Below are 25,814 nucleotides of genomic sequence, written 5' to 3' on the forward strand. Positions count from 1 at the left end.
TTCTCAGCCCCCCATCCTTTATCAGGACCATCATCTGGTTATTCTGAACAAGCCCGCAGGCCTACCGGTACATGCAGGCCCCGCTGGCGGACCTTGTGTTGAAGATTGGTTTCCCCAACTTTCACGCCGCAAGGATGGGCCTTGGCTTGCACATAGGCTGGATACAGATACATCAGGCTGCCTGGCCATTGCGTTACGCAAGCAACCCTTACTGGCCTTGCAACAGGCATTTGCAACCAAAACAGCACAAAAAACCTATTGGGCCATTGTCCGAACCGGACCCCAAACTGATACCGGCCGCATAGATCTGCCACTAGAAAAACAATCCTCTCAAAAAGGATGGCGGATGGTAACGTCTCCAACGGGCGCCTCTGCTGCAACGCGGTGGAAAGTGCTCGGCCGCAATAAGGATTTATGCTGGCTGGAACTTGTTCTTGAAACCGGGCGTACACATCAGGCACGTGTACATTGCGCCGCTATGGGCTGGCCTATTCTGGGTGATTCTCTATATGGCACAGCGCATCCTGAAGGATTGCATCTGTTAGCCAGACGCCTGACTTTGCCTTTATCTTCACCCATTACAGCTGTTGCGCCACCCAGATCTGGCATGAAACCAGCTTTGCTGGCCTGTGGGTGGAAACCAGATATAAAAGCCATTCTATAACCCCTTTAAAAATAAGGGTTATGTGTGTTTATGTGACCATGCTTTTACAATTTCCTCATGTAAAAGCTGCCGTTTCTTTCTGATCATTTCCGCATCAAATTTATGCGCTTGCTTCTGGCCTGCAAGAGACATCTGATTGCGCTTTTGTGGATCATTCATCAGATCACGCAAAACACTTGCCAGCACGGGCACATCATCTGGGTTGGCGTAAACCCCGGCATGCCCAACCACTTCTGGCAATCCACCGCGAGGGGAGGCAACCACCGCAGCTCCCATACCCATAGCCTCAAGTGCCACCATCCCAAAAGGTTCCGGCCAACGGCTGGGAATAACAACTATGGCCGCCCGCCCCATAGCTTCCAACACCTTATGGTGGGGCTGATACCCAGCCATAACCACATCTGCCGCCTGCGCCTGGGCGCGTAACTGCTTTAAAAAAGGCGTTTGTGGAGAATCTGGGCCAAATCTGTCTGCGCCAATCATTTCTGCACGCCATGTGGGATGAGAGGGTAATACCTCGGCGCAGGCTGCCACAAAGGAATCTGCACCTTTATCTGCCACAACGCGGCCTGCAAACAGCAACAGTTTCTCACGCGGTTGCAATGGTGTTGGCAGGACTGAAAAGTCCAAGCAATTGGGCAGTACCTGCACGTCTGCTACTGTGCCAGAACTTTTAAAGCGCTTTTGCACCCATTCAGATACAACAACCACAACCACCTTGCGGGCCAATGCTTCTCGTTCCGTTGATGCACGTGCCTTTTTCATGCCGCACGGATCATTATGCAGCACCAAAGACACCGGAAGATTGGGGAAACGTTTACACAACCCCAACGCAATATCTGGCCGGTTATGTACCTCAACCAGTTCTGGCTGAAGCTGCCGAATTTTTTGGGTAACACCTGCTATATATCGGCCAATACGTCCAAACGGATACAAAACGGAAGGAACAGGCTGAAAAGCAACATTCTGAAAACTTGGAACAGAGAGGGGAGAACCGACAACAATTTCCCCTTCCAGCGCCATGCGCTGCACCAATAACGCAATAGCCCCAGCCTGTTGTGGTGCAAATCTCTCTTTAGGGGGTAAAACTGTTAAAACCCGCATGGCACGCGCCATTTTACCCCTCCCGGTATCATGCACTCTGGGGTGTACACAGCAGAACGCTACACCAGATCAGGGAATGGATTCATACATCTCCAATTGCCATTCTGCGGGTTCTTCCGCTGCCTCTTTATACCATTCCTGCATCAATGGATACTGACGCACGGCATCCATATATGCTCGGGAAATGTCGGATAATCCTGTAACACCATAAGATAAAAAGCGGCAGACAATCGGGGCAAACATGGCATCTGCATTCCCGAATGATGCACCAAACAGATATGGACCATCTACACCATAACGGGTGCGCGCATCTGTCCAGATGGCATCTATCCGGGCAATATCCTTCAAGACGTCTTCAGCCAGAGCCTCTGCCAACGGGCGCGCATCCCGCCCCAGGTTCATCGGCAGAGCAGAACGCACGCCCCGAAATCCGGAATGCATTTCTGCCGATATGGAGCGTGCAATGGCACGCGTGCACCGTTCCGCAGGCCAGAGTGCAGGCAGATATTCTGCGCAATATTCGGCTATTGAGAGCGAATCCCATACAACCGCGCCTTCATGTTCCAGATATGGCACACATCCGTTGGGAGACAGCGTTTTAAGAACTGTGGTTTTGCCGCCCCCTGCCAATGGCACAACCTCTATATCAACATCCAGCTGTGCCAGCTTGACCATGAGCCAGCCCCGCAAAGACCACGAAGAATAGCGCTGTGTACCAATAACAAGCCGACCATCAGCCATAATACGTGCCCTTTTGCCTACCAATTTATGCTGGAACAGTTTCTTCCATCCGGCGGATAAACCCTCCGCCCAAAATGCGCGTGCCCTGATAAAACACACAGGCCTGCCCCGGTGCGGGCATGGCAGGCTCTTCCAGATACACCATGGCACCATCGGATGTTGGGACAACACGGGCAGCCCGAGGCTCCTCACGCGCGCGCATTTGCACCCGGCAGACTAAACCTTCTGGAGGCGCGTCTACCAGCCAGTTCACATCCCGCACGGAAAGCGCCGTAACAAAGGATTTTTCACGCGGGCCAATAATCACACGCCTGCGGCCCGGTTCCACCCCAACCACCATCTGGCGTTCACCATTCAGGCGCGCGGCATTTCCCAGCCTTTTGCTTTGCCCTACAGTAAACCGCATGACACCTTCATGCTGGCCTACAATCTTCCCCTGCTGGTCCACAATTTCACCGGGGCCTGCCATTTCGGGGTGCATCTTTTCAACCAGATCGACGTAGGATCCATCGCTTACAAAGCACAGATCCTGACTATCGGGCTTGCCGGCAACCACCAGACCAAAACGCTCGGCTTCTTTCCTGACCGCTGCCTTGTCTGGCATATCACCAAGGGGAAAACGCAGAAATTCAAGCTGATCCCGCGTGGTGGCAAACAGGAACCAACTCTGATCCCGGTCTTCATCACACGGGCGGTGCAATTCTGCACCATCGGGCCCTTCTACGCGGCGCACATAATGGCCTGTTGCCATGGCATCTGCGCCAATTTCACGCGCAAGACCCAACAAATCTGTAAACTTCACGCCCTGATTACACGCCACACAGGGCACAGGCGTTTCACCCGATGCATAGGCATCTGCAAAACGCTCTATAACGCTATCCTTAAAGCGGCGTTCCGCATCAATAACATAATGCGGAAAACCCAGAAGGTCCGCCACTGCGCGGGCATCACGAATATCCTGCCCTGCGCAGCATGCGCCTTTTTTTGCAGCCCCGCGCGAATCGTAAAGCTGCAAGGTAGCACCCACAACTTCATGCCCTTCCTCCAGAAGGCGGGCAGCTACAACAGAGCTATCCACCCCACCAGACATGGCAACAAGTATACGCATGAGCGCTATATCCTTTTAAAAACGGCTTCAAGCCTTGCTGGGCAGGCGTACAACCAAGCCATCCAGTGCTTCTGTCATGACAATCTGGCACCCAAGGCGAGATGTTTTTTCCAACCCAAAAGCCAGATCCAGCATATCTTCTTCATCATCTGTGGGGGCGGCCAACTTGGGGGCCCATGCCGGGTCCACAATCACATGGCACGTTGCACAGGCCAAAGAACCTTCACATGCGCCTTCAAGATCAATGCCATGCTTATGGGCAATTTCCAGCACGGAAAGGCCAACTGGCGCATCCACTTTGTGTTCTGTTCCGTCCTGTTCAACAAATGTCATCTGGGGCATTGGTTTCCATCCTGCCAAAGGCTGTTTCATTGCGGCGTGTGGGGGTATGGCGCGCTGTTGGGCTGCAACTTGGTAACTTATGTTACGCTTCGCACCCGCAAGACAGCCTGCGCCAAATTATCTGCCGCGCGTTCTGCTTCGGCGGCTGAGGTAAAACGTCCGGGAGAGAGACGCAAGCTTCTTCCCGCTTCTTCCCGGCTCAGCCCCATTGCTTCCAGCACATAAGATGGGGCCAGTTCTGCCGAAGAACAGGCTGATCCTAAAGAAACAGCCAGATCAGGCATAACGGCCACAACATCCAGTGCCGAAACTCCTACGGGCAGACGCAGATTAAAAATGCCTGGCAAGCGTGGCGCCGCAACTGCATTTATTTCACACCCCAGTAGCACAGCATTCAGCTTGTTTAGAAAAACACGCTGCAACATGGATAAATGCTCAAAACCGGCATCCAACTCTTGCTTTGCAATCTGGCAGGCTTCTCCAAAAGCCGCCACCAGAAAACCCGGTACGGTGCCAGAGCGTACTCCGCGTTCCTGCCCCCCTCCGGAAAACAAGGGTGCCAAACGTACGCGGGGGCGGCGACGCACAAACAGGGCCCCGGCTCCTTTAGGTCCATACAGCTTGTGGCTGGAAACAGAGGCCAGCGCCAACCCCCATACATGCACATCTACAGGAATTTTCCCTGCAGCCTGCGCCAGATCGGAATGCAGCAAAGCACCCGCCTCATTCACCACCCGACCCAAAGCTGGCATATCTTGCAGCACACCTGTTTCATTATTAGCTGCCATGATGGAAACAAGCGCCGTTGGTACCTGTAGGCCTGCATGCAACACAGCGGGATCAAGCTGACCATTTGCATTTACTGGCAGCACAACCGGCTCAAACCCTTCCTGCGCCAGATCCCGCACACTCTCCAAAACACATTTGTGCTCGGTTGCTACGGTTATTACGCGTTTACGTGGGCTACCCTGAGCCGCCAGATGGCGTACAGCACCTTTAATGGCCAGATTATTGGCCTCTGTAGCGCCCGATGTGAAAATGATTTCCTTGGCATCCGCCCCTATCAGGCTGGCAACCTCACTCCGCGCACGCGCCACTCTGTCTGCCGCACGCATACCGGCTTCATGCGTTGTGCTGTGGGGGTTCCCATTTTCATGGTCCAGAACATCCAACAGCACTTGGCGCACGCGCGGATCACATGGTGTGGTAGCTGCATGATCGAAATAAATGGAAGATGCCATGCCCCAAATTACACCACAGTTTCCATCAACCCAATAGCTACCGGGCTTTGTGCCATACGGGTGTAGGATTCGATAAAACGCACCACATCTTCCTCAGTCACATTCCATGGCAGAGAAACGCGCAAAGCCTGCCCTGCCAGCTCACCCGCACCCATGGCCTCCAGCACGTGTGAAAACGCCACTTTGCCGGAAGAACAGGCAGACCCCGCCGAAACACAAATACCATCCAGATCCAGCCGCATAAGCTGCGCCTGCGCACGCTTGCCCGCCAATGCCAGAGAGACAGTGTTATTCAGGCGGGGCACATTTGCCCCAAACACTTTTGCACCTGCAGCCACAGCTGCCTGTTCAATACTATCCCGCAACGGGGCCAGGTTTCGTGGCTGTTCCAGCGCAGCGCCCAAAGCCGCGACCATACCTGCAATAGCCGGCAACGGCGGTGTGCCCCCCCGGCGGCCCTGTTCCTGCCCTCCGCCTTCAAATATTGGCAGCACACGCGCAGGGGCTGGCCCGCGTAGTAACAAGACTCCTGCCCCTTTTGGTCCACCCATTTTGTGGCCAGAACAGGCAAGGCTATCAATGCCGCTTTTTTCAACAGATAACGGCAAACGCCCCGCTGCCTGTACGGCATCCACATGCAAATGTGCCCCGTATTTTCGGCACAACACAGCTACATCTTCAATTGGGTGCAACACACCGGTTTCATTATTCGCCAGCATCAAACACACAAAAGCGGGCATTTCTTCCTGCACCAATGCCTGTTCGAGCTTATCCAATAGCACCTGACCGTTGGTATCTACATCCAACCATGCCACCGGGGCATCTTCTGGCGCACCCTTGCGGACAGCATCATGCTCTGTACGGCCTATCAGAAACCGGCGCCCCTGGCCGAGTCCCCTCATGGCCAGAACATTGGCTTCTGTGCCACCTGATGTAAAAATACAGTTAAGCGGCGCAACATCCAAGTAATGTGCAACCTTGTTGCGGGCTTGCTCCAACACTGCGCGGGCTTTGCGGCCGGCACGATGCACGGAAGAAGGATTTCCTGTTAAATCAGCGGCTTCTAGCAAAGCTTCCCGCGCCTGCGGGCGCAAAGGCTCTGTTGCATTTGCATCCAGATAAACCATATCCGAACCACTGCGTTTTATTTCTGCTTTACTTGTCATAACGCCCCGAATCAGACCATCTGCCACACAGACATGCTATACTTAAAAGGGCGAAAAACAGCCATTATAACGATTTATGTGGAAATCCTGACCAGACAGCCGCTATAGAAAGCCGCATGGTCAACACCATGAGGCGCAAGCATGTTCAAATACGTTAGGAGAAAGTTCTTTCCCCACGCATCACGATCCCCACGGAATCTTGGTGCATGATTATGCCTGTGTCTTCCATAAGGTCAACGGCAGAAAACGTCTTCTGCTATTTTCTCTCCACATCAGAGACACCATATACCTGAAAGACCGTTCTTTTCCGTTTCCTCCCCACAAACGGAAAGAAACGGTGTGTTGAGCATTTCATTGTGCGGGCGTGTATCCCGCAGTCTGATTGAAAACGTGGCATCGTTTTAAACCAGACCTGTTTACAGACCCAGAAAACGTCATGCCCCCGGACGTTTTCCATGATCAAGCGGAACCCGAATGCCAGAGGTTATGTTTGCCGGCCCTGATGGTCGTCTTGAAGGGCGCTATCACCATTCAAACGAGCCCAACGCCCCGCTTGCCCTCGTGCTGCACCCCCACCCGCTGCACGGTGGCACCATGAACAACCGCATTACCTATGCGCTGTATCGCACGTTCGAAAAGATGGGCTTTTCCGTCATGCGCTACAATTCGCGCGGGGTTGGCCGTTCTCAGGGGCGGTTTGATGGCGGTATTGGCGAAATTTCAGATGCTGCCGCAGCGCTGGACTGGATGCAGATGGTTAATCCCAATGCCAGTGGGCTATGGATTGCCGGGTATTCTTTTGGCGCTTTTGTTGGCATGCAATTGCTGATGCGCCGCCCTGAAATTACCGGCTGGATCAGCATTGCGCCGCCTGCCGCGCATTATGATTTTGGCTTTCTGGCACCATGTCCCTGTGGCGGCCTGATGATTGCCGGCGGCAAGGATGATATGGCCCCAGAGCCTGCCATTCATAAACTGGTGGATAAGCTGAACACCCAAAAAGGTGTAACAGTTGATTACCGTGTTTTCCCCGAAGCGGACCATATTTTCGCCAAGCAGGTCGATAAGATCACCAACGCGGTGGAAGACCATGTGACCAAAGCCATGGCACACCACAACATGCCTTTGGCAGCAGACTAAAACATGCTTTCCCGCTGCCAGCCTTTAACTTACTGGCTGGCAGCAGGTATATTCCCCCGCAAATCCTTCAGTCTTTGCGGCGTGGATGCGCCAGCTCTCTTACAACGCCGTGCAGTGTGCGTAGTTCCTGCTCTGTCACCTCACCACGTGTAAAAAAGTGGCGAAGGTTACGCACCATGCCGGGGCGTTTCTGCTCATTTCGCAGAAAACCGCAATCATCCAGTTCACGCTCCAGATGTTGCAGAAAATTCTCCAGCTCCCCTTTGGTGGCTACGTGGGTCTCATTTGTCATAAGTTCACGCGGGGGTGTTTGATCATCAGCCATCCACCATTCATACGCCATGATCATGACAGCCTGTGCTAGATTGAGCGACATGAAAGCTGGGTTGAGCGGATAACGAATAAGCGCATCCGCACGCGCCATATCCTCATTATCAAGGCCCGCGCGTTCGGGACCAAACATTAGGCCAACCCTTAGCCCGCGCCTTGTTGCTGCGCGCAATTCCGCTGCACCACCACGCGCCGTTAACACGGGCTTGATGATATGCCGCGGGCGCGGGCAAGTTGCATAAACATGGTGCAGGTCTGCCACGGCATCATCTACACTTTCGTGCACTGTTGCCGCTTCCAGAATCCGGTCTGCCCCGGAGGAAGCCCGCCATGCACGCTCCTGCGGCCAGCCATCACGCGGGCTAACAAGCCGTAAATGAAAAAGGCCCCCATTGGCCATGGCGCGGGCCGTGGTGCCAATATTTTCTGCCATTTGCGGGCGTACCAAAATAACAACCGGCGTATTGCCTATTGGCTCTAAAGGTGCGCCACCATCCCGCCCGGTCATGCGCGCCTCCAGCTTGTGCCATCTTTGGTATCTTCCAACACAATGCCTTGTGCCTGAAGCTGATCGCGCAGCGCATCTGCCTTTGCAAAATCCCGTGCCTTACGAGCCGCCAGACGCTTGTTAATCAAAGCTTCAATAGCGGCATCTTCATCAGATGCATCGCCTTTGAACCATTGTTCCGGGTCTCCCTGCAAAAGACCTAGCATGCCTGCACCCGCTTTAAGGCCACCAGCGGCCTGCCTATCTCCTGCCAGAGCCTGTGCGGCAAGTGCATGTAATTCTGCTATGGCTTTGGGTGTATTCAAGTCATCCGCCAGTGCCTGCAACACACTCTCTGGCACATCTGCCTGGGGCACAGGCCCCGCAGCAAGTGCACGGTAGAACCGATCCAGCGTTTTACGCGCTTCCTGCAAACCGGCCTGTGTATAATTAAGAGTGGAGCGATAGTGCGCCCCCAACAGCAGCAGACGCAAAGCCTCTGCCGGGGCTTGTGCCAGCACATCCCGAATCGTCAGAAAATTGCCCAAAGACTTGGACATTTTCTCGCCCTCAACCAGCAGCATGGCATTATGCACCCAGTAATTGGCAAACTTGCCATGTGGGAAGCAGCACAAGCTCTGGGCACGTTCATTTTCATGGTGCGGGAACAGAAGGTCTGACCCACCGCCATGAATATCAAAGCTATCTCCCAGATAACGATGAGACATGGCTGAACATTCAATATGCCAGCCCGGTCGGCCACGACCCCAAGGACTATCCCATCCCGGCTGGTCTGCATCCGATGGTTTCCACAGCACAAAATCACCCGGCGCTTTTTTATAGGGGGCAACCTCTACACGAGCCCCAGCTTCCAGCTCTTCGGGGTTGCGGCCTGAAAGTGCGCCATAGGATGGAAATGAGCCGACCGAAAACAGCACATGCCCTTCGGCTTCATACGCATGGCCGTTTTCAATCAGCCGCGCGATCATAGTCTGCATTTCACCAATATTATGCGTTGCACGTGGCTCTATATCCGGCGGCAGCACGTTCATGGAAGCCAGATCCTGATGGAACTCTTCCGTTGTGCGTTGGGTTAGAGAGCCAATATCCTCACCATTCGCACGGGCGCGAGCAGTAATCTTGTCATCAACATCCGTGATATTCCGCACAAACGTTACGCGTGGATAAATATGCCGCAGCAAGCGCACCAGCACATCTGCCGTAAGCATGGCCCGCAAATTACCAATATGGGCTAAGTCATACACTGTGGGTCCACAGTAATAGACTTTTACATGTGCCGGATCGATAGGCGTAAACGGCACCGTGGCACGGCTTTGGCTATCGTGCAGGGATAGAACGGGGTGAGGAGGAAAATGAGAATGCGGCATGCAGCCTAGATGCGCCAGCAGCGGTTTGGATGCAATATCCCGCTGCGCCAAAAAACCTTTCATCAATACAAAAACAGGTCTTGACGGCAGGGGGTGGTTTCAGCTTAATTCTGCCCCTGCGTAAAGACGCATCAGTGCCCTTATAGCTCAGTGGTAGAGCAACCGCCTTGTAAGCGGTAGGTCGTGGGTTCAAATCCTACTGGGGGCACCACTTTTTCTCCCCATTCAAAATTTGGTATTGCGGGTCTGGCAGCCGGTTTTTACGCGGCTACCCATCCATCCTGCTTAAGGGCAACACCTGCCAGATACAGGCTACCGCAAATCAGCACGCGCGCATGTGGTTGTGGGTTTTGTGCAACCAATGCATCAAGCGCTTCAACCAGTGTTGGTCCAACCTGGGCTTTTCCACCAGAAGCTTTCACAATGGCTTCTACAGGCAATGCCAGATGCTGTTGTGGCTCACAAATAGCCCATACGCTGGATGCAAACGGCAAAACCGGATGCAAAAACCCTGTGGCATCCTTAGTTTGCTTCATCCCTACCAGCACATGCAAGGGTTGATCCTTCCATTGTGCCAGTTCCTGCGCCAAGGCATTCCCCGCTCCGGGATTATGGCCGCCATCCAGCCAAAGCTCCCATCCCTTAGGAAGATGAGATGCCAATTTGCCATGAAGTTGCTGCATACGGGCAGGCCATTGCACCCGGCCAATGCCCTGCCACGCCTGTGCTGGCACATGCAGGCCAGAAACACGTAATGCCTCTACCGCAAGACCAACATTTTCAATCTGCCACGGCCCAACCAATGCAGGCTGCGGTAATGTGAATTCTCCGGCCTTATCCGCAAATATCAGTTCACTCTTGGCCGATTCCACACCTTTTTGCGGCGTAACTGACCATTCAGTCCCTCGCCGATAAAGCTGAGCCCTCACCTTATCCGCCTGCGCTTGCAGAACCTTCATAACAGCTTCTGGCTGATTGCCTGTTACAGCAGGCACGCCCGGCTTAAAGATACCCGCCTTTTCTGCCGCAATAGCCTCCAGCGTATCCCCCAAAAAAGCCTCATGATCGCGCGAGACGGAGGTCACAATACATGCAGCAGGCTTCCGCAACACATTTGTGGCATCACACCGGCCACCAAGCCCCACTTCAATAATGGCCAGATCAGCCGGGTGCCGGGAAAACAGTAGAAAGCCAGCAGCCGTCAGAACTTCAAATACGGTAATGGGCGCACCATCATTTACCCGCTCAATTTCCTCCAACGTGGCAACCAGTTCCGATTCGCTTACCAGTTTACCGGCAATACGGAAGCGCTCTGTTACATCCACCAGATGAGGGGATGTCATAACATGCACGCGCCAGCCTGCGGCTTCACCAATCGCGCGCAGAGTCGCACACGTACTGCCCTTCCCGTTTGTACCAGCAACATGGATAACGGAAGGCAATTTTTCTTCCGGGTGCCCCAGCTTTGCCAGCAGCGCCTCTAACCGGCCCAAGGAAAGGTCAATCAGTGCGGGATACAGGTTATTCAACCGTTCCAACACCGCGCCGGTCCGGCCCGTAAATTCTGCTGTCGGGCCAGAGGCTGCTACTTTTGTCATGGAAAGATTACTCTGCGGCGGCGGGAGCCGGTGCCTGAGGGCGCGGCGGTGGGGCTTTTACATCTGCCGGTGCATGCATCAACAACCCGATCACGCGGGCCAATGTTGCAGGTACATCCTTACGCTGCACCACCATGTCCAGCATACCGTGATCCAACAGGTATTCAGACCGCTGAAAGCCTTCTGGCAGTTTTTCGCGCACTGTATCCTGAATAACGCGCGGGCCAGCAAACCCAATCAGGGCGTTGGGTTCAGCCATTTGCACATCACCCAGCATGGCAAAGGATGCCGTAACCCCGCCTGTGGTCGGGTTGGTAAGCACCACAATATAAGGCAGCCCGGCTTCTTTCAGCATTTCAACAGCCACAGTGGTGCGCGGCATCTGCATCAGGCTGATAACGCCTTCCTGCATACGTGCGCCGCCAGAAGCCGTGAAGATAACCAGCGGTGCCTTTTGCAAAATGGCCAGACGGGCAGCAGCCACAAAACGTTCACCAAAAGCGGCCCCCATGGTGCCCGCCATGAATTCAAACGCCATCACACCCACAACGGCTTGATGCCCACCAATGGTGCCGTGCGCTACAATCAGCGATTCATCAAGATGGCTTTTTGCACGCGCTTCCTTAAGCCGATCTGTATATTTTTTCTGATCCCGGAACCCAAGCGGATCAACCGGTGCAGATGGCAGCTCAATACGGGTGAAATCCCCGTTATCAAACGTCCATTTCAGACGGTCCATAACTGGTGCACGCATGTGGTGCCCACAATGAGGGCACACATTTAATGCCTTGTGCAGCTCTTTGGTCAGAATCATCTGGCTGCACGAGTCACAGGTCGTCCACAGATTATCCGGTACATCCCGACGCAGCAGGCCGCGAATTTTGGGACGAACATATTCGGTGATCCAGCTCATTTTGAACCCTGTGACTGCACAATACAAATTGCAGGGACAAATATTGGCCCAGCACGCGTTGCATTACGCGTGCTGAACCTATCTGCCAAGTTTTATAAGATCCTACAGGCTATATGCCCCTGCTGAAAATAAACCTGAAGCTCTAATTACAGAGCGCTTTCTACCCATGCCTTCAACTGGCTTTTGGGCAGGGCACCCACTTTTTTATCTATAACCTTGCCATCACGCACCAGCATAAGGGTTGGAATGCTACGTACCTGATACGCATTTGGAGTTTCCGGGTTGTCATCAATATTTACCTTGGCAACCGTTACCTTGCCGGCAAATTCCTTGCCAATTTCTTCCAGTGCCGGGCCAATCATTTTGCATGGGCCGCACCATTCTGCCCAGAAATCTACCAGCACAAGGCCAGAGGCCTTGAGAACATCTTTATCAAAGCTGGAATCGCTGACAGCAAGCGTATGTTCACTCATTTTCTGGTTCCTTAAACTTCTCGGCATGTATCCACATGCCGTAAACTGCCTTTACCAATGCAGGGCGATAAGTTGAAACGACTATCTACCCAACTCTGTCTAACACTTAAGGTTGCGCCTGCTGCGGTCAAGATACAGCCGCAGGCAAAATGCCCGGCGCATGTTTATCCAACAATACATCAGGCAAAACATCTGCTCGTGGCACTTCTGTCCACACCAGAACACAGATGACAGGTCGATCTGGCCATATACCTTGCAAAAGAGCACGGTAAGCTGCCATCTGCCGAAGATATAAAACAGGTGTGCCCTGCACCGTGCGTGGTGCATGGCGACCGGTCTTAAAATCACAAACCAACACTTTGTCTGACAACACACGCAAACGATCAACCTGCCCAACAATAACTTGACCACCCGCCACACCAGCAAGCCGCTGTTCCGCCCGGGCAGCCGGATCGAACAGGTCTGCCAGACCCGGCATCTTCAAAACAGCCAAAACCTGTTGCGCCAGTTTATCAGCCTCATGCACAGATAAACCACTTGCAGGCCGCGCCAGCCACTGATGCGCCAAGGCCGATTGCTGCTCTACAGGGCAGGCTGGCAAAAACTGCAACAAGGCATGCACCAGATTACCACGCCGAAATGCGGCCTCACGCGCTTTGGCAGGTGTTACAGCCGTTACATCCAAAGGTGAATGCACAGATGGCAACGGCCCCAGCATAGCATCATCTGGCCTACTGGGCGCCAACGGACGCGCCAACGGACTTTCAGCTTCTGGCAAAACAGGTTTCCACAAGGGAGCTGTCCCCATCCATTTTGGCAATGGCGTTGCTTTTATATTGTCATCTTCCGAATATGGCGCTGGTTTTGATGGCGCTACCTTTGTCTGAGGGCGCTCTTCCAGCAATAACATGGACCCGTCCCAGTCACCCTCCTGAAAATCCACTTCATGCGCACCAGCCTTTTCAAAACCAATACGGCATCTTTCGTACCAGCTTTCTGCGGGCACTGTGCTTGCCGGTTTCCACCCGCAAACAATCAATCTATCTGCAGCACGTGTAAGGGCCACATAAAGCAAGCGGTTATATTCCTCCACTACGCGGCTACGCATATTCTCCTTCAGGTTGCGCGTTAACCCTACTGACAAGGCATTACGTGGCACATATAAAGGTACATCTAGATTTTCTGATTTATCATGTGCCCAAAACAATCTATCTTCAAAACGTGGCAAACCAACTGTATCTGGCAAAATAACCAAACGTGCCTGCAACCCCTTAGAACCATGTGCAGTCATAATTCTAACAGCATCACCGCCAGTTTCCGCTTCACGCTTCACAGTTTCTTCTGAATGCCGCATCCAGTGCAGAAACCCCTGCAAAGAAGAGGGATGTTGGTCCTGAAATCTGAGGGCAGCAGATAAGAGTTCGTCAATCGGCTCCGCTGCTTCTGGCCCCAGGCGCGCAAGCAACCGTGCACGTGCTCCTCCCGGACCCAAGGCAGCAGAAAGAAATTCATAAGGTGTGAGATAATCTACTTTTTTGAACAAACCATTTAGAAAATTCCATGCCTGCTTCCAATCTGGTTGTTCTATATGGCGTTCACGCAGAACAGACCATAAAGGCTCTCCTTTTTCACGCCCTGTCGCCAATGTCATCAAACTCTCATCTGACACACCTCCCAAGGGGGATGTCAGCACACATGCCAATGTCAGATCATCTTGAGGCAACAACAGTGCTGCGCATAAAAAAAGCAAATCCTGAACAGCCAGATGATCTGCCAAGCCTGTACGCACAAGCGTCGTAACAGGAATGTTCTGCCCTTTTAATGCACGCACAAGCATACCCACAAATGGAGAGCGGCGTGGAACCAGAACAAGAATATCACCTGCCTTTAAAGGTTTTTGTTCACATAACGGCTTTTCATGCAGCTGTTTAAAAATATATTTTGCCACAGCATCTGCCAGTTTCTGGCGCGGACTTTGGCGTGTTGCATTGCCACATGCAGCCTCCCACGGGCTAACAACATCCTCTTCCTCTTTTGTTTCAACCAGAGGCCATAATTCCACACGGCCACCCTCACCTGGGCGTGCCGTAATATGCTCCATAACCTGCCCCGGTTCTTCTACAACCCCTTTAGCTGCTTCAGGTTCTGCAAAAACAGCATCAACAAGTTTAAGAACAGGCGCCGTTGAGCGGAAAGAAACCGTTAATTCTGGCTCACGCCATAACAAATGTGCATTCTGAACACGATTTTTGAATTTCTGACGCCATTCCCGAAAAGAATCTGGATCTGCGCCCTGAAACCCATAAATGGATTGCTTATAATCCCCTACAGCAAAAATAGTGCGTGGCGGCGCATCTTCACTCCATCGGCCAAGGCCGGAAAAAAACTCTTCTGTCAGATCACCTGCAATACGCCATTGTTCAGGAGATGTATCCTGCACTTCATCCAGCAAAAGGTGGTCTATACCTCCATCCAGCTTGTACATAACCCATGCCGCACCTGGTTCTTGCAAAAGGCCTAGAGCCCGTTGGATAAGATCATCATATTCTATCTGCCCATGCCGTGCCTTTTGCGTTGTATAAAGGCCAGAAACAGAAGCGGCCATCTTAAGCAAGGCGCTCCCCATTTCTGCCAGTTTACGGGCACGCTGCTGTTCTTCTACCTTTATTAGGCGAGCACCTTCTTTCTGAATATAATCTGCAATATCTGCGTATTTTTCAGAAAGTTTCTTAGAAATCAAACCAGCAGAACGTATCTTTCCATCTTTGGTGAGAAATCCATTGCGCCAGATGGTCCATTGCTCTGCACGCTCTGAGGAAGAAAGTGCAAGCCAATCTAAAAGAAGAAGCGCATTTCTTTTTATTGCTTCAGAACCTTTCTCTGAAAGAATCTGAAACCCTTCTCTCAAGTTCTGCTCTTCGGAAAGATTAGAACATATTTTTTTCAAAAAATCTTCCGTGCTTCCATGTAATATATCAGATGGAATCCCAAGCACCTGACACAGAAGTGTTTCTGCCTTTTGCGAATCTTGCACAACAAGGTTTAATAAGGCAGATGATCTTTCATCCCTCCTTAAAACTCCAGAAATAAAAATAAAGTCCCCTAAAGATATCTGTCCTGCAAGAGGGGAAATAATATCTTCCTTTTGCTGTCCCAGAACCGCTTCCACACATGCTTGCAAAGCTAAAGATGCATCTGTTTCTTCCATAACCGTAAAATGCGGATTCATGGAGGCTTCTAATGGAAAGCGCCGCAACAAAGATTGGCAAAATGCGTGGATTGTTCCAATACGCATGCCCCCCGGAAGATCCAGAACCTCTGCAAATAATGCCCGTGCACGGCGGCGTGTTTCATCTGTGCAGGGAACATATAATTCTGCCAGTTCTTTATCCAGATCCTTGTCTGCCAATGTCACCCAACGGCCCAAACGGGTTTGAAGCCGGATGGACATTTCTGCGGCCGCAGCTTTGGTAAAAGTGAGACATAAAATACGTGCCGGCGAGCTACCATGTTGAATTGAGCCATCTTCCGTCAACCGCGGCAACATGAGGCGCAAAAGGCGATCAATTAACAATTTTGTTTTGCCACTTCCTGCAGAAGCCGAAACAAAAACCGATGCAGATGGATCTGATGCCAATGCCTGCTGTGCATTTGCTTGAGCAATAGCTTTTTGCAAAGCCTCCTGTGCAGATAAGCTCATTCCTCGCCCTCCTTACGTGCTGCATTCCACTCAGACACACGCGCCAGATGCGCGTAATCTGCAAACCGTGGCTCTCGCCCAGGATGGGGATGAGAAAGATAAGGCTGATCTGGCTGATCATAGGCAGCTATGCGCAACAGTAGATTTTCCCAAGTTTGCTCGGCTAAATCTGTAAGACTTAGCTCTTCTCGTGTATGCACAGCAACTTCTTCCCCCGGCTCTGCCCCGCCTGTCAGACGCCAGTAAATGAGATTTGAAATTTCCTTTGAATGTTCAGGAACCTCCCTGAAACCTCCACGCAGAATCATGGCCGCTTCAAGCGGAAGCTGTGGGCTCCACCCCGCCATGACATCCTTGGCTGTTGGCAATGTGCCTGTTTTGTAATCCTGCACAATAACGTGCCCATCAACACTCAGTTCTATACGATCTGCCCGACCCACAAGATCAAACTTACCGCCTGGAGCATCTGTAATACTGACACGCCCACGAACTTCCGTCAGAATAGCCTGCGGCACACCATACTTGCTCCGCCGTTTTTCTTCAGCTTGTGCAACCCATCGGGCAATACGCATCAATCTGGGGCGCCACCATGCACGCAAGGCTGGACGCAAAACATGTTCTTGCAAACTTTCCTGAAATAGTTTGCATAATTTATTTTCCGAATTATCTGGCCATGTCACGCCGTAGGCTTTTATCCAGCGCTCCAACGCCTTATGCACGATCATGCCATAATCTGATGCATCTGCCGCTTCTTCAAGTTCTGGTAAAACTTCAAGTTTTAGAATGTGTTTTGCATAAATAGCATAAGGGTCTCTAACCCATGTTTCTATTTCTGTTACGCTCAAACGCCGCGGACGGAGTGCAACAGGCGGCATGGGTTGCGGCGGACTCACGGGCGTTACAGGTCCATTAGGTTGATCCAGCTTCTGCAACCATATCAATGCAGGATGATTTGGAATATGTCCTTTCTGTCCCTCTAAAAATGCATCCATCCGCGTAAGCCATCTGGCAGGCACAACAGGCGCTCCCTCTCGCCGCCGCGCGCTGGAAAGGATGACAGTCTCTGCTGCCGCAGCACTTGCAAAAAAATCATGTGCAGCTTGTCCTACAGCCTGCTCAGGAGAAGGAAGCCCCATTCTGTGTCGCATCGGGCGGCTCATCCACGGGCCGGCATCTACTACAGGCGGCCACACACCTTCAGAAAGCCCACCAAGGATAACCGTTTCTGCTGTTTGCAACCGAGATTCAAACAAACCCCAGATCAAAACACGTGGATGTAAGGCTTTGGGATCTCCCCCACGGCGCATGGCAACACGTTCTGGTGCCAGCACGGCCGTTAACAAGCCATCCAGAACGACAGGAGGCTGAGGAGGCAAAACTTCTGATGCCAGCATCAATTCTGTCAATTGGCTGGCAAGCATGTTTCCTTCTTCGCCTTGCCACAAACGTTCTACGGCACTTTCCTCATCTGTGCAGGCCAAACGCTCTACTGTTGCAATCAATGCAGCCAACAAGTCTGGCATTGGTGCACAATGCTGCTCTATATCTTGCGGAGTTTGTACGTTTGCGCCTGTTACATCGTGCTCCCAACCAAGAATAGGTTCCAAACAAAAAGTCAGACGCTGCATAAAAGCAGAAAGTGGCACAGGCCCAAATGGCCGATCTGCCGTAATGCCACCTTCTAATTTGGCTTTTACTCTTTCATTCGAAGTTTCAAGAGCATTTTCTACCGCCTGACATAAGGCCGCAAAACCAGGTGGGGGAGCTGGGCCACGTAAAACAGCACGTTCCAAAAGGCGTGCCGTTGCACGGCAAGATCCTGATGAAAAACCACATGCAACCAAAGGATGTTTTAAAACACTTAGGAGAGATACTGGGGAAAAACGATTATCTACCATCTGGGCAACCAGACGCAACAAAACAGCAGCAGGCGTATCTACCAAAGATGAACCAGCACTATCATCTGCCAGAATACCCCAACGGGCCAATTCAGTTGCAACGCGGGATGCAAGCCCCCTATCTGGAGTGATCAGTGCAACACGATGAGCAGGCTGTTGAATTGCATCACGCATAATCATGCTGATTGCAACGGCTTCCTCCTGCTGATCTGCGGCATCCAATCTATAAACGTTTTCTAGTTCCGCCCCCTCTGGTCGAGACCAATCATCTAAAGCTTCAGCAGGAAGAAGAATACGTGAAAGGGTTGCAGCACGTTCAGAACCTTCCCCCTCTCCTTCCCAAACCTGCACATTATCACGGGTGATTTGCAAATTTTTGAGTAAGGAGCTTAACCCAGCTTGGGGATGACTATCTGGTAAAGAAAGAAATGTCTCTTCCGCCATAATCATGTCCAGACCCGGCAATATCACCTTGCCACATGGACACTCCAAAACGGCTTTAAGCACACTTATTGTAGGGGGCATAACATGGGTAAACCCGGCAGCCCATATTGGAGTCATGTCTCCCTGCTTTGCCAGATTACGCCATAAATCAGCTTGTGCATCCAACAATGCAACTTGCCTGGCTACGGGATTCATCACCCCATTTTCCTTGAGCCATTCAGGCCATGCCTGTGTCACAATTTCTAAAAATCTTAAGATAATTTGCCAATGTTCTGCAAAATTTTCCTGCACAGCCTCCGGTAGACGTTCTGCCAGATTCACTCCAGCCCACTCGGCTTCATCCATAAGATCTGCCAGAGCTTTTGCCAAAGGCCATGCCTGATCCAGAGTTGGACGGGTGCCAAAAGCTTTGTCTGCTTGCAACACAAGCCGTGTTAGCACAGCCAACCGTGTCATCCCGCTTACAGCAGGTGGCAAGTCAAGTGCTTTCATGCCTCCTATGCCAGCAGATAATCCAAGCTCGGCTTCATCCAATGCACCAATAGGCACAATGCGGGGCAGCAGTACGCTTTGCCCATCCATGTAACGCACAAAGGCTTCGGTAAGCGCGCGGGCAGCACGCCTGCCGGGCAACACAATAATACCTTCTCCTATTGCTTCCACATCGTGATTTGCGGCTTCTATCCAACGCAAAGCCAGTTGATCCAAAAAAGGAAGATGCGCGGGAATTGTTGTGATTTTCATATGGCAGCTCCATCTTCTGCCATATCTGCTTTTTTCAGCCTTTCCTCCCACCCCGATATGCGCACACGGCGCTGCCCCTCCGGCAAAACATCTATTTCAAGAGCGAGAGCATCATCAGGTAGCCAGTCTTCCAACCTCTGCGGCCATTCTACAAGCACCACACCGTCTCGCGCCTCATCCCATCCCAGTTCTTCCAGTTCATCTGGGCTACCCAGACGCCATAAATCAAAGTGTGAGACAGCACATAAAGGGGCTTCGTAAGATTGCACCAAGGTATAGGTCGGGCTTGGCACCTCCAATTGTGGCATTTGGCAAAACGCACGCAAGAACGCACGCGCAAAAAGACTTTTTCCCGCGCCGAGCGGACCAGATAACAGAATGGCATCTCCCGCGCGGGCATATTCTGCCAGCTTTGCTGCCAGTTTTATCGTCGCATCTTCATTCTTCAGCAACATATTCCAAACCACGCCGCTTTTCTCCCCTGCTTGCCCAACCATTCATGCCACATCAAAAAATTGAGAGCTTTTTCCATTATGAACTTTGCATCATCACAAAAACGTATGTGTGGATAATGAAAAGAAAACTTATTGTTATCTCATTGTTTAAAAATACTTTTTTTTTGAGACCTACATCACAAAACCCAAACAGAAATTAGCAAAATCTTAATGCTTCAGAATTATAATCGCTCATTCATATGCGCAAACAACATGATTGATCTGCACAAAACAAACTTTGAAATGAAATAATGTTTGTTTCTTTTTGAACACGCATAGGTTTAGTTATATCAACCATATGCAACCACAAGATGCATACCTGATTCTCTGAACCATAATGAGGTTCCACCATGCGTATTGTACTTTTAGAAAATAATTTTACCTCCAGTCGGGAAATATTCTCGGCATTAACAAAATCCTCTTTTTCAGTAGATATGGTTCAGTCTGATCAGGCCGCTATCGAATTACTTAGAAATTATGATTACGGCCTTGCCATTCTTCATCTGCAACACCCAGATATTTATGGATATGACATTCTGAGCACATTACGCTCTTTGAAAATAATCATCCCTGTTATCGTTATTTCACCAATCAATACTCCGGCCGTAAAAATCAGGGCTTTTTCTGCAGGCGCTGATGATTACCTTGCAGAACCTTTTGATCCAACCGAGCTTACAGCCCGCGTACAGGCTATTTTACGACGTGCACATGGCTACGCCCATCCTATTGCGGAAATTGGCAATCTTACAGTTAACTTAGGCAACCATACTGTAACAGCCAACAACAAGCAGATACACCTGACGTGCAAAGAGTTTGCCATCCTTGAACTGCTTATTTTACGTAAAGGAATGGCTCAAACCAAGGAAACGCTTCTAAACCATTTATATGGTGGCAGAGATGAACCTGATATTAAAATTATAGATGTTTTTATTTGTAAACTTCGCAAAAAACTACAAGCAGCCGGTATTGATAATCTTATTTCTACTGTATGGGGTAGAGGCTATATTCTGAACACCCCACAAACACAACAAATGCCTGCATCTTCATCTATGCCAGAAAAATCCACTCAGCATACACAGCCCTCCGCAACACATACCAACCATCTTCATGCTGTAGGCGACAATGCATGACACTTCAGAATGGATTTTTACCGCACATAAGCTTCTTATTGGCAGAGAATTCTAAAAAATTCCCTGCCTGAACATTGTCTTCAGGCTGGCACACGCACCTGTTCAAGCACGTCACACATCTGATCAACAACTTCATCAACCAGATCAGCATCTTCAGCTTCTGCCATCACGCGCACCAAGGGTTCTGTACCACTTTTACGCAGCACCAAACGCCCGCGCCCAGCCAGACGCCGTTCAACATCAGCCTGACGTTTTTTGACCTCATCCAAGTCCAGCGGACAGGCGCCCCTATAACGCACATTTTTTAGTTTTTGAGGAAATGGCTGAAACATCCGGCATACTTCACTTGCCGGACGACCGTCCTGCACCAATACTGCCAGAATTTGCAGCGCAGCAATCAGACCATCTCCAGTGGTTGCAAAATCTGTCAACACCATATGGCCAGATTGTTCACCACCAATGTTTGCCTGCCGCTCCAGCATACGTTCCACAACATAGCGGTCACCCACTGCCGTACGCTCCAGAGTGACACCCAGCTTTTCAAGGAACCGCTCCAGCCCCATATTGGACATCACAGTTGCCACAACAGCATTGCCAACCAAGCGTCCCTCACGCGCCCAAGACTGCGCAATAAGGGCCAGAATCTGATCACCATCAATCAGTTGGCCTGTTTCATCTGCAATCAGAACACGGTCTGCATCTCCATCCAGCGCGATGCCCAGATTGGCCTTATGTTTTACAACCGCCGCGCATAATGCCTCTGGATGTGTAGAGCCGCAATTTTCATTAATGTTTACGCCATTGGGCTCACATCCTATCCGGATAACTTCTGCCCCAAGTTCCCACAATGCTGTTGGCGCAACCCGATAGGCAGATCCGTTTGCGCAATCAATCACAATCTTCATGCCGTCCAAGCGCAATTTGCGGGGGAACGATGCCTTGGCACTTTCTATATACCGACCGGCAGCATCATTCAGACGGGATGCGCGCCCAATATGCTCTGGCGTCGCCAGCCGTGCTGTAAGATCCTGATCCATCATGGCTTCAATTTCACTTTCATCCTGATCAGAAAGCTTGAAACCATCTGGACCAAACAGCTTAATACCATTGTCTCCAAAAGGATTATGAGAGGCAGAAATCATAACACCTAGATCGGCTCTGAGAGAACGTGTGAGCATGGCAATTGCCGGTGTTGGCAGCGGCCCAACCAGCGTGACATCCATACCCGCAGACAAAAAGCCCGAAACCATAGCGCTTTCGATCATGTAACCTGAAAGCCGCGTATCCTTTCCTAACAGAACGCTATGCCGATGATCACCCCGCTTGAAATGTAACCCAGCTGCCTGCCCCAATTTTTGGGCAATTTCCACTGTCATTGGTGCAATATTAGCGGTGCCACGAATACCATCTGTTCCGAAAAAACGCTTCATTCTGCTCATTCCATTCTGTCCGCTTCAGACAGAAAAAGTCCGCCCTGCCATAAAGAACGGAACTGCCTTCTTGCGATCTTCTTTTATTTCCTAAAACGGTTTTGGGCAGGAAGGAACCTTGTTCAGGCAGGAAATCAATTTTTTCCGTTCAGATATATTTCTCGCCACACATTTACAGCCTGCATCATACCTTTCACATCATGCACGCGCAAAATCGGATGCCCTAAAGCCATAGCGGGAAAAGATGCTGCCTGCGTACCGGCATCCCGCAAATGTGGTATTTCTTCTCCGGTAAGAGTGCCGATCATTCGTTTGCGCGAAACACCAAACACAATGCGGCAGCCCAGATTAGCCAGCAAAAGAATATGCCGTAGCAGATCCTTATTTTGCTCAAATGTTTTTGCAAAACCAAACCCGGGATCCACCATAATCCGATGCCGTGCAATTCCGCCTTTTTCAGCAACCTCAATCCGTTGTGCAAGTTCACGCACCACATCCACACTGACATCTTCATACACGGCATGCTGCGCCATGGTTTGCGGCGTGCCGCGCATATGCATCAACACAACGCCACAATCCTGTGTCGCCAGAAAAGACAATGCGGCTTCATCATGTGCAAGAGCTGTTACATCGTTAATAATACGCGCCCCTGCCTTTAAGGCACACTTCATCACATAACTCTTCCGCGTATCTACAGAAACAGCCACATCTGGCAATTCTGTTTGTAACGCGGCAAGAACAGGGCCAATACGTTTCCATTCCTCTTCCGGTGTTACAATGGCTGCGCCTGGACGTGTGCTTTCTCCACCAATATCCAGCACGGTTGCGCCAGAACGCAACATTTCACGCGCTTTCAATATGGTCTGATCAATATCCCCAAACTGACCGCCATCGCTAAAACTATCTGGGGTGATATTCAAAATCCCCATCACTTGAGGGCCTTCCGGCAAAACAACCGCCGGGACGGAATGCGTTATCCGCTTAAGTTCTGATGCCCAATCTTGCGGCACTTTATGCGCAGACATTAACCCAACGGTCTGATACCCCTCTATCAAACGGGCAAATGTAAATGCCACCGGACCACCGCATAACGGTAAAGCATCACCTTGCCTGATAGCCTTCTGCGCTATGCTGCCATAGACAAGCCCCAAGGGTTCAATCAGCCGCAAACACATCATCTCTTCTGCTCTTTCCAAACAAAAAGAGGCGACATTTCTGCCGCCTCTTTCCACTTTACATCTTTATTTGAAAGTTAGCTTGGCTGCGGAACCGGAGCAGGACCGCCACTGCCATTTTCTGGTTTATCCGAAGCTTGCGCATCTGGACCACCAACCTGAGGCACGGAAGACCGCCGGTTAACCGGACCGCTTTCTTCCTCTTCCTTACGTTCGATAGGCTGCCCACGCATGATCTGACGAATTTCTTCACCGCTCAGGGTTTCGTATTCCAGCAGAGCTTCTGCCAGCCGGCGCAGTTCATCAATATGATCATGCAGGTAGTTCCGTGCCTGCACATAGGCCTCATCTACAAGCCGGCGAACTTCTTCATCAATTTCACGGGCTGTTTCTTCCGAGAAGTTGCGTGAAGCCCCGGCAAAGAAACCACCATTCTGATCATCATCCGCATAGGCAATCATGCCCAGCTTGTCGCTCATGCCCCACTCGGTCACCATGCTGCGAGCCACACGGGTTGCCATTTTAATGTCACCCATGGCGCCGTTGCAGACGTTATCCTTACCGTAGATAACTTCTTCCGCAACACGGCCACCCATAGCCACAACAAGATGCGCAAACGCATTTTTCTTGCTCATGGACAGGCGATCATCTTCTGGCAGCCGCATCACCATACCCAATGCACGGCCACGAGGCACAATGGTTGCCTTATGGATAGGCTCACTTTCCGGAACCAGAACAGCCGTAATGGCATGCCCTGCTTCATGGTAAGCTGTGCGCCGCTTTTCATCATCACTCATGATGAGGGAGCGACGTTCAACACCCATCAGCACCTTGTCTTTTGCATCTTCAAATTCACGCATGGAAACAGTGCGCCGACCCAGACGGGCAGCGGCCAGCGCTGCTTCGTTCACCAGGTTGGCCAGATCAGCACCAGAGAAGCCAGGCGTGCCACGGGCAATAATGCGTGGGTCCACATCAGATGCCAAAGGCACCTTGCGCATATGCACCCGCAGAATTTTTTCACGGCCAGACACATCCGGGTTTGGCACCACAACCTGACGGTCAAACCGACCAGGGCGCAGCAATGCGGGGTCAAGCACATCCGGACGGTTGGTGGCTGCAATCAGGATCACACCTTCATTGCTTTCAAAACCATCCATCTCAACCAGCATCTGGTTCAGTGTCTGTTCGCGTTCATCATTGCCGCCACCCATGCCAGCACCACGATGGCGCCCTACAGCATCAATTTCGTCAATAAAGATAATGCAGGGGGCTGCTTTTTTGCCCTGCTCGAACATGTCACGCACACGGGATGCGCCAACACCTACGAACATTTCCACAAAGTCAGAACCAGAGATGGTGAAGAACGGTACATTGGCTTCACCCGCAATGGCACGTGCCAGCAAGGTTTTACCCGTTCCCGGCGGCCCAACAAGCAACACCCCCTTGGGGATCTTACCGCCCAGGCGCGTAAACTTTTGTGGGTCCTTCAGGAAATCCACAATTTCCTGCAATTCACCCTTGGCTTCATCAATCCCGGCCACATCCTCAAATGTGACGCGGCCATGCTTTTCTGTCAGCATCTTGGCGCGAGATTTCCCAAAACCCATGGCGCGGCCACCAGCGCCCTGCATCTGCCGCATCATGAACAGCCATGCCGCCACCAACAGGATAATGGGCAAGGAATTCAGGAAGTAACGCAGCAGCGGGCTGCCTTCCTGCTCCAGTGGTTTGGCAACAACCTCCACGCCCTTCCCTACCATGCGGGTAACAAGAGAAGGATCCAGAGGGGCATAGGTTTCAAATGCCGTGCCATCAGTTAACGTGCCGGAAATATTGTGATTTTGCATCACAACAGACCGAACATGCCCTGTATCCACATCAGCAATGAAGTCCGAATATGCCAGCTGCTGTGCAGCGTGCTGCGTGCTCCCCGGCTGGAACATGTTTACAAGCAACAGCAGCAGCAGGATAATGCTGACCCACAGCGCCAGATTGCGGCCTAAATTGTTCATCTTGCCCGTATATCCATACCTAGTGCGAGAATGCCGGAATTGTCTTTATCTGACCGGCTGCCGCAGAAAAAAGCAACCTCTCCCTTTAT

At 51.4% G+C, this 25,814-nt stretch carries 20 protein-coding genes and 1 tRNA gene; 4 read left to right on the forward strand and 17 right to left on the reverse strand.

The annotated features are described in order from the left end of the window. Window positions 1-43: 43 nt before the first annotated feature. Window positions 44-664, forward strand: a complete 621-nt coding sequence (locus CSR02_RS05550) for an RluA family pseudouridine synthase (protein ID WP_095045786.1) — start codon at window positions 44-46, stop codon at window positions 662-664. An 18-nt stretch (window positions 665-682) separates the two neighbouring features. Here CSR02_RS05550 and CSR02_RS05555 read toward each other — a convergent pair whose 3' ends face one another. From CSR02_RS05555 to CSR02_RS05580, 6 genes are all read right to left on the reverse strand, one after another. Next, a complete protein-coding gene (locus tag CSR02_RS05555) occupies window positions 683-1,780 on the reverse strand; it encodes a glycosyltransferase family 4 protein (RefSeq protein WP_099540861.1) in 1,098 nt (365 codons plus the stop codon). 57 nt (window positions 1,781-1,837) lie between these two features. Continuing rightward, the gene (locus CSR02_RS05560; protein WP_099540893.1) at window positions 1,838-2,509 is read right to left on the reverse strand and encodes a glutathione S-transferase; all 672 of its coding nucleotides are present in this window, start codon (window positions 2,507-2,509) and stop codon (window positions 1,838-1,840) included. A 25-nt stretch (window positions 2,510-2,534) separates the two neighbouring features. Further along, the gene (gene mnmA / locus CSR02_RS05565; protein WP_042786454.1) at window positions 2,535-3,617 is read right to left on the reverse strand and encodes a tRNA 2-thiouridine(34) synthase MnmA; all 1,083 of its coding nucleotides are present in this window, start codon (window positions 3,615-3,617) and stop codon (window positions 2,535-2,537) included. 27 nt (window positions 3,618-3,644) lie between these two features. Then, the gene (locus CSR02_RS05570) at window positions 3,645-3,959 is read right to left on the reverse strand and encodes a ferredoxin family 2Fe-2S iron-sulfur cluster binding protein (RefSeq protein WP_042786453.1); all 315 of its coding nucleotides are present in this window, start codon (window positions 3,957-3,959) and stop codon (window positions 3,645-3,647) included. Between the two features lie 77 nt (window positions 3,960-4,036). Continuing rightward, a complete protein-coding gene (locus CSR02_RS05575) occupies window positions 4,037-5,200 on the reverse strand; it encodes a cysteine desulfurase family protein (protein ID WP_099540862.1) in 1,164 nt (387 codons plus the stop codon). An 8-nt stretch (window positions 5,201-5,208) separates the two neighbouring features. Next, window positions 5,209-6,393: a cysteine desulfurase family protein gene (locus CSR02_RS05580; RefSeq protein ID WP_099540863.1), complete on the reverse strand. Its 1,185-nt coding sequence runs from the start codon at window positions 6,391-6,393 to the stop codon at window positions 5,209-5,211. 447 nt (window positions 6,394-6,840) lie between these two features. Between CSR02_RS05580 and CSR02_RS05585 the strand changes: the two genes are divergently transcribed. Continuing rightward, window positions 6,841-7,506 (forward strand): alpha/beta hydrolase, encoded by a 666-nt coding sequence (locus CSR02_RS05585; RefSeq protein WP_003623374.1) that lies wholly within the window; start codon window positions 6,841-6,843, stop codon window positions 7,504-7,506. Window positions 7,507-7,573: 67 nt separating this feature from the next. Here CSR02_RS05585 and CSR02_RS05590 read toward each other — a convergent pair whose 3' ends face one another. Continuing rightward, the gene (locus CSR02_RS05590) at window positions 7,574-8,344 is read right to left on the reverse strand and encodes an RNA methyltransferase (protein WP_099540864.1); all 771 of its coding nucleotides are present in this window, start codon (window positions 8,342-8,344) and stop codon (window positions 7,574-7,576) included. Then, window positions 8,341-9,774, reverse strand: coding sequence for a cysteine--tRNA ligase (cysS, locus tag CSR02_RS05595; protein WP_099540865.1), 1,434 nt, complete (start codon window positions 9,772-9,774; stop codon window positions 8,341-8,343). Before cysS ends, CSR02_RS05590 begins: the two co-directional genes overlap by 4 nt. Window positions 9,775-9,847: 73 nt before the next feature. On the opposite strand from cysS, the gene CSR02_RS05600 reads away from it, so the two are divergent. Further along, a tRNA-Thr gene (locus CSR02_RS05600) sits at window positions 9,848-9,922 on the forward strand. Window positions 9,923-9,971: 49 nt separating this feature from the next. Here the strand turns inward: CSR02_RS05600 and CSR02_RS05605 are convergent. From CSR02_RS05605 to tsaE, 6 genes are all read right to left on the reverse strand, one after another. Further along, window positions 9,972-11,309, reverse strand: coding sequence for a bifunctional folylpolyglutamate synthase/dihydrofolate synthase (locus CSR02_RS05605; RefSeq protein WP_099540866.1), 1,338 nt, complete (start codon window positions 11,307-11,309; stop codon window positions 9,972-9,974). Window positions 11,310-11,316: 7 nt separating this feature from the next. After that, on the reverse strand, window positions 11,317-12,222 hold the full coding sequence (gene accD / locus CSR02_RS05610; protein WP_042786446.1) for an acetyl-CoA carboxylase, carboxyltransferase subunit beta: 906 nt from the start codon (window positions 12,220-12,222) through the stop codon (window positions 11,317-11,319). A gap of 146 nt (window positions 12,223-12,368) precedes the next feature. Beyond that, window positions 12,369-12,695, reverse strand: a complete 327-nt coding sequence (gene trxA / locus CSR02_RS05615) for a thioredoxin TrxA (protein WP_099540867.1) — start codon at window positions 12,693-12,695, stop codon at window positions 12,369-12,371. 127 nt (window positions 12,696-12,822) lie between these two features. After that, window positions 12,823-16,395: a double-strand break repair helicase AddA gene (gene addA, locus CSR02_RS05620; RefSeq protein WP_099540868.1), complete on the reverse strand. Its 3,573-nt coding sequence runs from the start codon at window positions 16,393-16,395 to the stop codon at window positions 12,823-12,825. Continuing rightward, window positions 16,392-19,481, reverse strand: a complete 3,090-nt coding sequence (gene addB / locus CSR02_RS05625; protein WP_099540869.1) for a double-strand break repair protein AddB — start codon at window positions 19,479-19,481, stop codon at window positions 16,392-16,394. Before addB ends, addA begins: the two co-directional genes overlap by 4 nt. Then, a complete protein-coding gene (gene tsaE / locus CSR02_RS05630) occupies window positions 19,478-19,978 on the reverse strand; it encodes a tRNA (adenosine(37)-N6)-threonylcarbamoyltransferase complex ATPase subunit type 1 TsaE (RefSeq protein WP_042786442.1) in 501 nt (166 codons plus the stop codon). The genes addB and tsaE overlap by 4 nt, the downstream gene beginning before the upstream one ends. A gap of 347 nt (window positions 19,979-20,325) precedes the next feature. Here tsaE and CSR02_RS05635 point away from each other — a divergent pair, with 347 nt between their 5' ends. Continuing rightward, window positions 20,326-21,105 carry a response regulator transcription factor gene (locus tag CSR02_RS05635; protein ID WP_042786441.1) on the forward strand — a complete coding sequence of 260 codons (780 nt, stop codon included), beginning with the start codon at window positions 20,326-20,328 and terminating at the stop codon, window positions 21,103-21,105. A gap of 80 nt (window positions 21,106-21,185) precedes the next feature. Here the strand turns inward: CSR02_RS05635 and glmM are convergent, their stop codons facing one another. From glmM to ftsH, 3 genes are all read right to left on the reverse strand, one after another. Next, a complete protein-coding gene (glmM, locus tag CSR02_RS05640; RefSeq protein WP_042786440.1) occupies window positions 21,186-22,544 on the reverse strand; it encodes a phosphoglucosamine mutase in 1,359 nt (452 codons plus the stop codon). 125 nt (window positions 22,545-22,669) lie between these two features. Further along, the gene (gene folP, locus CSR02_RS05645; protein ID WP_167384098.1) at window positions 22,670-23,713 is read right to left on the reverse strand and encodes a dihydropteroate synthase; all 1,044 of its coding nucleotides are present in this window, start codon (window positions 23,711-23,713) and stop codon (window positions 22,670-22,672) included. A 74-nt stretch (window positions 23,714-23,787) separates the two neighbouring features. Then, window positions 23,788-25,725, reverse strand: a complete 1,938-nt coding sequence (ftsH, locus tag CSR02_RS05650; RefSeq protein ID WP_099540871.1) for an ATP-dependent zinc metalloprotease FtsH — start codon at window positions 25,723-25,725, stop codon at window positions 23,788-23,790. Between the last annotated feature and the right edge of the window lie 89 nt (window positions 25,726-25,814).

Origin of the sequence: Acetobacter pomorum, from assembly GCF_002738225.1 — a bacterium.
GTDB classification, from domain to species: domain Bacteria; phylum Pseudomonadota; class Alphaproteobacteria; order Acetobacterales; family Acetobacteraceae; genus Acetobacter; species Acetobacter pomorum.

Coding starts and splice junctions, on each gene's coding strand:
- CSR02_RS05555 (WP_099540861.1), bottom strand. CDS start 1,780: ATGGCGCGTGCCATGCGGGTTTTAACAGTTTTACCCCCTAAAGAGAGA.
- CSR02_RS05560 (WP_099540893.1), bottom strand. CDS start 2,509: ATGGCTGATGGTCGGCTTGTTATTGGTACACAGCGCTATTCTTCGTGG.
- mnmA (WP_042786454.1), bottom strand. CDS start 3,617: ATGCGTATACTTGTTGCCATGTCTGGTGGGGTGGATAGCTCTGTTGTA.
- CSR02_RS05570 (WP_042786453.1), bottom strand. CDS start 3,959: ATGCCCCAGATGACATTTGTTGAACAGGACGGAACAGAACACAAAGTG.
- CSR02_RS05575 (WP_099540862.1), bottom strand. CDS start 5,200: ATGGCATCTTCCATTTATTTCGATCATGCAGCTACCACACCATGTGAT.
- CSR02_RS05585 (WP_003623374.1), top strand. CDS start 6,841: ATGCCAGAGGTTATGTTTGCCGGCCCTGATGGTCGTCTTGAAGGGCGC.
- CSR02_RS05590 (WP_099540864.1), bottom strand. CDS start 8,344: ATGACCGGGCGGGATGGTGGCGCACCTTTAGAGCCAATAGGCAATACG.
- cysS (WP_099540865.1), bottom strand. CDS start 9,774: ATGAAAGGTTTTTTGGCGCAGCGGGATATTGCATCCAAACCGCTGCTG.
- CSR02_RS05605 (WP_099540866.1), bottom strand. CDS start 11,309: ATGACAAAAGTAGCAGCCTCTGGCCCGACAGCAGAATTTACGGGCCGG.
- accD (WP_042786446.1), bottom strand. CDS start 12,222: ATGAGCTGGATCACCGAATATGTTCGTCCCAAAATTCGCGGCCTGCTG.
- trxA (WP_099540867.1), bottom strand. CDS start 12,695: ATGAGTGAACATACGCTTGCTGTCAGCGATTCCAGCTTTGATAAAGAT.
- addA (WP_099540868.1), bottom strand. CDS start 16,395: ATGAGCTTATCTGCACAGGAGGCTTTGCAAAAAGCTATTGCTCAAGCA.
- addB (WP_099540869.1), bottom strand. CDS start 19,481: ATGAAAATCACAACAATTCCCGCGCATCTTCCTTTTTTGGATCAACTG.
- tsaE (WP_042786442.1), bottom strand. CDS start 19,978: ATGGTTGGGCAAGCAGGGGAGAAAAGCGGCGTGGTTTGGAATATGTTG.
- CSR02_RS05635 (WP_042786441.1), top strand. CDS start 20,326: ATGCGTATTGTACTTTTAGAAAATAATTTTACCTCCAGTCGGGAAATA.
- glmM (WP_042786440.1), bottom strand. CDS start 22,544: ATGAGCAGAATGAAGCGTTTTTTCGGAACAGATGGTATTCGTGGCACC.
- folP (WP_167384098.1), bottom strand. CDS start 23,713: ATGATGTGTTTGCGGCTGATTGAACCCTTGGGGCTTGTCTATGGCAGC.
- ftsH (WP_099540871.1), bottom strand. CDS start 25,725: ATGAACAATTTAGGCCGCAATCTGGCGCTGTGGGTCAGCATTATCCTG.